We start from the raw sequence: 3,417 nt of genomic DNA, 5'->3' as shown, positions 1-3,417 counted from the left end.
CTAAAAATTTAAGAACTAACCGAGTTCAAACTATTTTTTTGCCTTCTAAACGGCTGAAAAAAATAGATTGAACGTGTCGAAAATCATCAAAAAAAGGTCAACCTATTTCAGTATAATACAAAACAAATATGAGTAAAATTAAAGATTGTCCGAATTGCCAATCTGCAATCAAAATCGGAATAATGTCGAGTAACGCATTGTACACAAAAATGCACACCGCAATCATAAATGAATATAACGAACCAAAAGCTGAAGGTTATTGTTCAAAATGTGGAAAAGAACTTTATGAAAAGTATTCTAACCAAATAGCTTCGGAAAGAAAAAATCTGACAAACCAAATGCAAAAACTGATAAATAATATTCCTGTTATTTCGGTTCATACTCCGATGAATTGGGATTACCAAGTTATCGGAATGGTAACTGGTCAGTCTTCAACTGGAACTGGAGTAATAACGGAGTTTACTTCATCTTTTACAGACTTTTTTGGAGCGCAATCTGGAAGACACAATGAGAAATTAAAAGCGGGCGAAGATATGTGTTTTATCCAATTACGAAAGCAAGCAATAGATCTGGGAGCAAATGCAGTAATTGCAACCGATATTGACTATTCAGAAATTGGTGCTGGAAAAGGAATGTTAATGGTTTGTATGGCAGGAACCGCAGTGAAATTAAATAATGTCGATGTAATTGGAAGTGGAAAGTCTGAATTATTAGATAAATTGCAAGAAGTTAACAGCCGATTAAAATGGTTATCTAGATATAGATTAAACGGATAAGCAAAACGCACAACAACTGTGGGCAACACCGTACAAAATTAATTGCTTGCTTCTTGCTCACTTACGAAAATCCTCGCGGATTTTCTTCGTCAGTTTTTATTTACTAAGTTTAGTACTTAAACACAGCAACTAATCTTGTACAAACACGTTACCTGTAAGCTAAAACCAATCTAACCCATTAATGGAGAAAAACGAATTTGTAAAATCTGAAATTAAGGTTTCAAACATTATAATACTTCTATTAGGAGGTGTTTTTTTTTACTTTTTTCGGAGTTAAATTAACTATTTCTGCGATGGAAAAATTAGGAATTCTTTTTATAAGTATTCCTTTTTTATTAGGTGGAATTGCTTCAATTTACTATCTGATAAATTATAATATTCTTGAAATAACTGAAACTAAATTAATTATTAGGACTTTAATTGGTTTTAAAAAAAGGACTATAAACTTATCTGAAATATTATCTTATAATGAAATTGAAAAAGAGAATGCGAAATTTAAAGGAGAAATTGGTCATATGAAATGGAAAGATTTGACTTTATTCGGAGAGAATTTTAAATATAAAATATCTTCTTCAAGCTATGAAAACTATCCTCAATTAAGAAGCGCCTTAATTAAAGGAAAAAAGAGAAATATAAAGTCAGAGAATGAATGGCAAAGAAAAAATAGTCTTTACTATGGAATTGGATTTTTAATATTTGGAATTATTATTTCCATTTGGTTTGGAATTATTTCTAAAGACTTGAATGAAAAATTATTGACTATCGCATTTTCATCTTTCTTTATAATTTATGGAGTTTACTTAATAAGGAAAAATACAAAAGCCTACAGGTAACAACGTGTATATTCAATTGCTCGCTTATAGCCTACTTGGGAAAATCCTAGCGGATTTTCCATTTAGTAATTATTTGTTAATTTAGTGCTTAAACCACGCAACTGAAATATACACAAAAACGTTGGCTGTAAGTAAAAATCACTATGGGAAGACATAAAATGACAAAGGGAATTTGTCACCTTTGTGGAGAAGATACAAATTTATCATTTGAACACGTTCCACCTAAAGTAGCTTATAATAAAAATACAAAGTATATTTCTATTAAATTTGAAGATTATATAAATTCAAGAAATTTATTAAAAGAAATACCCAAAGGAAAAACCAAACAAGGTGGAATTGGTTACAATTCATTTTGCATAAATTGCAATAACTTTTTAGGTTCAAATTATGTTAATTCTTATTTTAAATGGGCAAATGCAGGAGTGAAATTACTTGCAGACTCTGAATTTGCGGCAGTATATTTTGAGATAAATGAAATAGAACCTTTAGCTATATTGAAACAAATTATTTCAATGTTTTTAGCAATTAATGACAAAAATTTTCTTAAAACTTATCCTGAGTTGTCTGACTTTGTTTTGAATAAAAACATAAAAGAATTACCTGAAAAATTTCAAGTTTATACTTATCTAACAAGAGCTGAAAGAGTGAGATACATAGAAAGAGTTGTTCACGGTGATTTCAAATCGGGAAAAATAGTAAATTGTTCTGAAATAGCTTTTCCTCCTTTTGGATATGTTTTAACATTTGAAAATGACCTAAATTTAAAATATCTGAATAACATAACACAATTTAAAAATTTTGATTTTGAAGAAAAAGCAAACTTTAAAATGACCTTAGTGCAATTACCAACTTATACCATATTTCCATTAGATTATAGAAGTAAGGAAAAATTGAATTTTGATATTGAAAAATCGAATGAGTTTATGGAAAAAATAGAGAAAATTAAAGAAAAAGAAAATAATTGAAAAACCTACAGCCAACAAGGTATAAATTTTATTGCTAGCTAATTGCTTACTTGCGAAAGTCTTCGCGGACTTTCTAATCAGTAATAATTTGCTTACTTTTAGCTTGAAAACACGCAACAAACTTTATACAGAGCCGTTGGCAATAATAACCTACAGCACCTGAAAAAAGTTGATTTATCTACAAAATAGTTTATGAAAATAAAAGAAAATTTACAAGATTTGAAAAAGAACTACTATTTGAATTTTTTAAGAATAAAATATATCGGTAAAGATAAAGGTGCAGAATTTATTGAAGTACTGTTTTCTGTGCTGAAATAAAATCTAAAAATAATAAACTAAACTGATTAAAATGAAAAAATTAGTGTTTCCTATATTAGTTGTAGTCTTCATAATCTTTTTTATAAAAAAATACTATTCAAGTTATGAATTAAGTAGAAAAGGAAAATATACAACAGCTAGAATTATTGATTTTTTTCACACTACAAAAACGAATTATGTATTACAATATAAATATTATGTCAATGGAAAATCTTATAAATCTGAAGCCATCACAGGTTTTTTCAAATGCAAGAATGAATCTAAAGGCTGTGTAGGTGAAAAATTCGAAGTCTATTATTTACCTGACAACCCTAATGTAAGTGATATTGATTTAAGAGAATATGAAAAATACAGGAATAAAATATTTATTTTTAAAAAACCTAAAAAATAAATTTTAATAAATAACGTGAGTTCGATGTAAAATAGATGATTTATTATTATGAAAAAAGCAGAATATTTAGTAAATTAAAGTACTGAATTTCAATTTATTAACAAATACTCTGCTTATGATTTCTGACGATAAAA

The 3,417-nt window shown here is 27.8% G+C and carries 5 protein-coding genes; all 5 read left to right on the top strand.

The annotated features are described in order from the left end of the window. The first annotated feature begins 182 nt into the window (after positions 1-182). The 5 genes from DUT90_RS00060 to DUT90_RS00045 all read left to right on the top strand — a co-directional run bounded on the left by DUT90_RS00060 (position 183) and on the right by DUT90_RS00045 (position 3,283). Entirely contained in the window at positions 183-776 is a 594-nt protein-coding gene (locus tag DUT90_RS00060; protein WP_181858102.1) for a YbjQ family protein, read from the top strand. A gap of 293 nt (positions 777-1,069) precedes the next feature. After that, positions 1,070-1,609, top strand: coding sequence for a hypothetical protein (locus DUT90_RS00055; protein WP_114424679.1), 540 nt, complete (start codon positions 1,070-1,072; stop codon positions 1,607-1,609). 143 nt (positions 1,610-1,752) lie between these two features. Next, entirely contained in the window at positions 1,753-2,574 is an 822-nt protein-coding gene (locus tag DUT90_RS00050; protein ID WP_114424678.1) for a hypothetical protein, read from the top strand. 192 nt (positions 2,575-2,766) lie between these two features. Next, positions 2,767-2,892, top strand: coding sequence for a hypothetical protein (locus DUT90_RS13450; protein WP_258848469.1), 126 nt, complete (start codon positions 2,767-2,769; stop codon positions 2,890-2,892). 31 nt (positions 2,893-2,923) lie between these two features. Next, positions 2,924-3,283 carry a DUF3592 domain-containing protein gene (locus tag DUT90_RS00045; RefSeq protein WP_114424677.1) on the top strand — a complete coding sequence of 120 codons (360 nt, stop codon included), beginning with the start codon at positions 2,924-2,926 and terminating at the stop codon, positions 3,281-3,283. Positions 3,284-3,417 lie beyond the last annotated feature (134 nt).

The organism is Polaribacter sp. WD7 (assembly GCF_003335085.1).
Lineage (GTDB): Bacteria > Bacteroidota > Bacteroidia > Flavobacteriales > Flavobacteriaceae > Polaribacter.
This window is presented reverse-complemented; position numbering and strand designations above follow the sequence as displayed.

Excerpts from the sequence above, each read along its gene's own strand:
- DUT90_RS00060 (WP_181858102.1), top strand. The coding sequence starts at position 183 with ATGTCGAGTAACGCATTGTACACAAAAATGCACACCGCAATCATAAAT.
- DUT90_RS00055 (WP_114424679.1), top strand. The coding sequence starts at position 1,070 with ATGGAAAAATTAGGAATTCTTTTTATAAGTATTCCTTTTTTATTAGGT.
- DUT90_RS00050 (WP_114424678.1), top strand. The coding sequence starts at position 1,753 with ATGGGAAGACATAAAATGACAAAGGGAATTTGTCACCTTTGTGGAGAA.
- DUT90_RS13450 (WP_258848469.1), top strand. The coding sequence starts at position 2,767 with ATGAAAATAAAAGAAAATTTACAAGATTTGAAAAAGAACTACTATTTG.
- DUT90_RS00045 (WP_114424677.1), top strand. The coding sequence starts at position 2,924 with ATGAAAAAATTAGTGTTTCCTATATTAGTTGTAGTCTTCATAATCTTT.